General features: G+C 68.1%; 2 protein-coding genes. Both read right to left on the bottom strand.

All coding sequences use genetic code 11. From position 1 onward, the window contains the following. Entirely contained in the window at window positions 1-1,347 is a 1,347-nt protein-coding gene (locus tag PKKP23_RS33175) for an ABC transporter ATP-binding protein (protein ID WP_126880054.1), read from the bottom strand. A gap of 23 nt (window positions 1,348-1,370) precedes the next feature. Beyond that, a partial coding sequence (locus PKKP23_RS33170) for an ABC transporter permease (RefSeq protein WP_126880053.1) occupies window positions 1,371-2,894 on the bottom strand: 1,524 nt, incomplete at its 5' end.

Below are 2,894 nucleotides of genomic sequence, written 5' to 3'. Positions count from 1 at the left end.
TCAAGCCTCCACATCCTCCAGACTGAAGATTTCGGTCTGGTCGTTATACGAGAAGATCTCCGCATAACGGCTCCAGTCGATCACCGTATCGAGCGTCTCCTCCGCCGCCTGGTCCGACAGGAAGTCTTCCAGCTCCTGCTCGAAGCGCACGCGCGGTGCGCGGTGACCCGGCCGCTCGTTGAGCACCTTCCTGATGCGTGCGGCCAGCGGCACGTTGCGCAGCAGGTGCTCCGCGAACATCATCTTGCGCTCCTGCGTGCCGAACTCCGCGAACACCCGCCCCGGCGGCGTCAGGAACACGTCCCCCTCGCGCACGTCCGCAAACCCCAGGTGCTGCAGCATCTCCGCGATCGGAAACAGGTCGTCCACCTCCAGATGCAGCGAGCGCGCAATCTCCGGCATGTCCGCCCGCCCGTGGTACGGCGGCATCGCCAGCGTCTCGATCAGCCCCGCCATCAGGTTCGTCGACACCTGCGGCAGCCAGCTGCCCAGCTCCAGCTCCTTCTTGCCCCAGCCGCCCGTCTGCCGCGCCGTCATCTTCGCGTAGATGTCGTCCACGAGGCGCCGGAACGCCGGGTCCAGCCGGTTGCGCGGATGTCTGAACGGCACCCTGATCTCCGCCAGCACCCGCCCCGGGTTCGACGACAGCACCAGGATCCGGTCGCACATGAACACCGCTTCCTCGATGTTGTGCGTCACGATCAGCACCGAGCGGATCGGCAGCCGACCCTGCGTCCACAGGTCCAGCAGGTCCGTGCGCAGCGTCTCGGCCGTCAGCACGTCCAGCGCCGAGAACGGCTCGTCCATCAGCAGCAGCGTCGGGTCCACCACCAGCGCACGCGCAAACCCCACCCGCTGCCGCATGCCCCCCGACAGCTCCCGCGGGTACGCGTTCTCGAAGCCGTCCAGACCAATCAGGTCGATCGCCGCCAGCGCCCGCTCCCGACGCTCGCGCGCCGCCACCCCGCGTGCCTCCAGCCCCGCCTCCACGTTCTGCAGCACCGTCAGCCACGGAAACAGCGCAAACGTCTGGAACACCATCGCCACGCCCTCGGCCGGGCCCTTCAGCGGCCGCCCCAGGTACTCCACCTCCCCCGAGGTCGGCTCGATCAGCCCCGAGATGATGCGCAGCAGCGTCGACTTGCCCGAGCCCGAGCGGCCCAGCAGCCCCACGATCTCCCCCTCGCGCAGCGTCAGGTTCGCGTCGTCGAGCACCAGCAGCTCGCCCTGCGCCTTGTTGAAGCCACGGCTCACGTGCTTCACGTTCAGGATCTCGGCGCCCGGCACCGGCGCCACGTTCGCCGCCGGCTGTCCGCCTGCGGCCGTTACAGTTTTCGGTTCCTGCATGATTCGCTCTCCGCTTCGCCCATTCAGTCGAGCCGCAGCCTCGACCCGGCGTACGCGTACAGCGGACGCCACAACAGCCGGTTGAACAGGGTGACGAACAGCGACATCACCGCCACCCCAAGGATGATCTTCGGGAAGTCCCCGTCGGCCGTGGTCTGCGCGATATACGCCCCCAGCCCGTGCGCCACCAGCTTCGTGTCGCCCCACTGCACCGCCTCCGCGACGATGCTCGCGTTCCATGCCCCGCCCGAGGCCGTGATCGCCCCCGTGATGTAGTACGGCAGCACGCCCGGCAGCATCGCCTGGCGCCACCACTGCCAGCCGCGGATGCGGAAGTTCGTGGCCGCCTCACGGTAGTCGTTCGGGTAGGCGCTCGCCCCCGCCACCACGTTGAACAGGATGTACCACTGCGTGCCCAGCACCACCAGCGGCGAGAGCCAGATGTCCGGGTTCAGGTGAAAGCGCACGATCGCCATCACGAACACCGGAAACAGCAGGTTCGCCGGAAACGCCGCGAGGAACTGCGCGAGCGGCTGGATCTTCTGGGCCAGCGCCGGGCGCAGCCCGATCAGCACGCCCAGCGGCACCCACACCAGCGACGACAGCGCAATCAGCACCACCACCCGCAGCAGCGTGATAAAACCCAGCACGAACACGTGCAGCACCTCGTCCATGCCCACGCCGGTGTGCACGTACGCGATCACCCGGTACAGCACGTAGGCGGTGAGCAGCACCACGACGATGCCCCACACGATGTCGGTCAGGCGCGTGCCCAGCGTGCGCGTCACGCCGAACGGGTTGGGCCGCTCGAACGCCGGCAGCTTCAGCGGCACGCGCGCAAGGCGCGCCAGCAGCCAGCCGAACGGCACCAGCATGCGGTGGATCAGCCGCGTGCGCCGGATCAGGTCCAGCAGCCAGGAGCCGGGCGCCGTGCCCGAACTGGTGGTCTCCATGCGGAACTTGTCGGCCCAGGCCACCAGCGGGCGGAACAGCAGCTGGTCGTAGGCGAGGATCACCACCGTCATGGCCAGGATCACCCAGCCCACCGCGTGCAGGTTCTTCTGCGCGATGGCCTGCGCCAGGTACGCGCCGATGCCCGGCAGCGTGATGGTGCTGTTGCCCACCGTGATGGCCTCGGAGGCCACCACGAAGAACCAGCCGCCCGACATCGACATCATCATGTTCCAGATCAGCCCCGGCATCGAGAACGGCACCTCGAGCTTCCAGAAGCGCTGCCAGGCGGTCAGGTGAAAGCCGCGCGAGACCTCGTCCAGGTCGCGCGGCACGGTGCGCAGCGACTGGTAGAAGCTGAAGGTCATGTTCCAGGCCTGGCTCGTGAAGATCGCGAAGATGGCCGCCAGCTCCGCGCCCAGCACGCGGCCCGGAAAGAGCGCGAGGAAGAACGTCACGGTGAACGAGATGTAGCCCAGCACCGGCACCGACTGCAGGATGTCGAGCACCGGCACCAGCACCATGCCCGCGCGCCGGCTCTTGGCCGCCAGCGTGCCGTAGGTGAAGGTGAACGCCAGCGACGCCACCATCGCCGC

It is taken from the genome of Paraburkholderia kururiensis JCM 10599 = LMG 19447 (genome assembly GCF_003986935.1).
GTDB lineage: Bacteria > Pseudomonadota > Gammaproteobacteria > Burkholderiales > Burkholderiaceae > Paraburkholderia > Paraburkholderia kururiensis.
Note: the sequence above shows the minus strand (reverse complement) of the source record. Positions and strands in the feature narration are given on the sequence as shown.

Excerpts from the sequence above, each read along its gene's own strand:
- PKKP23_RS33175 (WP_126880054.1), bottom strand. The coding sequence starts at position 1,347 with ATGCAGGAACCGAAAACTGTAACGGCCGCAGGCGGACAGCCGGCGGCG.